The organism is Thiolapillus sp., from assembly GCF_048562965.1.
Classification (GTDB): Bacteria; Pseudomonadota; Gammaproteobacteria; order Chromatiales; family Chromatiaceae; genus Thiolapillus; species Thiolapillus brandeum_A.
Window position 1 is genome coordinate 1 of record NZ_JBHNMF010001037.1, and the last position, 961, is coordinate 961.

A 961-nucleotide genomic window follows, 5' to 3' on the forward strand; every position below is an offset into this window, starting at 1 on the left:
GCAAACGCTCAGAGCGCTTACCCGGTCATATCTGACGATGGCCGCTATATTGCCTTTAAGTCCCTGGCCAGTAACCTGGCGCCTGGTGGTGATTTCAATGACGCCTCCGACGTCTTCCGCTATGACCTGGTCAACAAGACCCTTGAGTTGGTCAGCCAGAGCAGCCACGGATATATTGGCAATGATCACAGCACCTATCCCAGTATCTCGCCTGACGGGCGCTATGTGAGCTTCCATTCCCTCGCAAGCAACCTGGTTCCGGACGACTGGAACCGGAGCAGCGATGTTTTCCTGCGTGACATGCAGGCTGGCACCACCATCCGTACCAGCGTAAACGATGCAGGTACGGGTGGAGATGATGACAGCTGGAGTGCCGCCGTGACCACGGTGAACGGCGAACCCGTGGTCGCCTTCGCCTCCAACGCAAAGAACCTGACGCCCAATATCGGCGCCCTGCCTGAACTCTTTCTCTACCAGCCCGGCACCTGTGACAGTTTTTCGGTACTACATACCACCACGCCAATCGTTGAGATACAGCACTGGCAATGCGGCAGCCTGGAAGCGACCAGCGGCTTCGAAATCGGCGCAGGCGGTTACGTTAATTTTGAAGCGGACAGCATCCACCTGGGCGCGGCATTCCGCGTGCTGGAAGGGGGCATATTCCGTGCGCTGAAATCTGCGCACTGAGAACACTCCGGCCGGAACGGTTTGTACCGTTCCGGCCATATTCCGCAATAGTTTCCTTTCCAGAAATGCCTTTTCTGAACCGCCACCCGCCCGGAAGGGCTGCAGCCTACGGAAGAGCAGCGGGCAAACGCATAAACGGCGTTATATACTATCTTCTAGAGTTTAGAGTAAGCAACATTGTTCCACCGTATATTTTCGGGTGAAATAAAGTTGCTATTTTGTTCATACTGCCCGTTAGAGCTTGTTCTATACGCTGATTGCTGCATCCTGCTCA

Annotated in this window: 1 pseudogene; it reads left to right on the forward strand. The window is 54.9% G+C overall.

Features of this window, described 5'->3' with window-relative positions:
• A pseudogene (locus ACOCD2_RS22115) lies at positions 1–687 on the forward strand (TolB family protein); the annotation flags it as partial.
• Positions 688–961 lie beyond the last annotated feature (274 nt).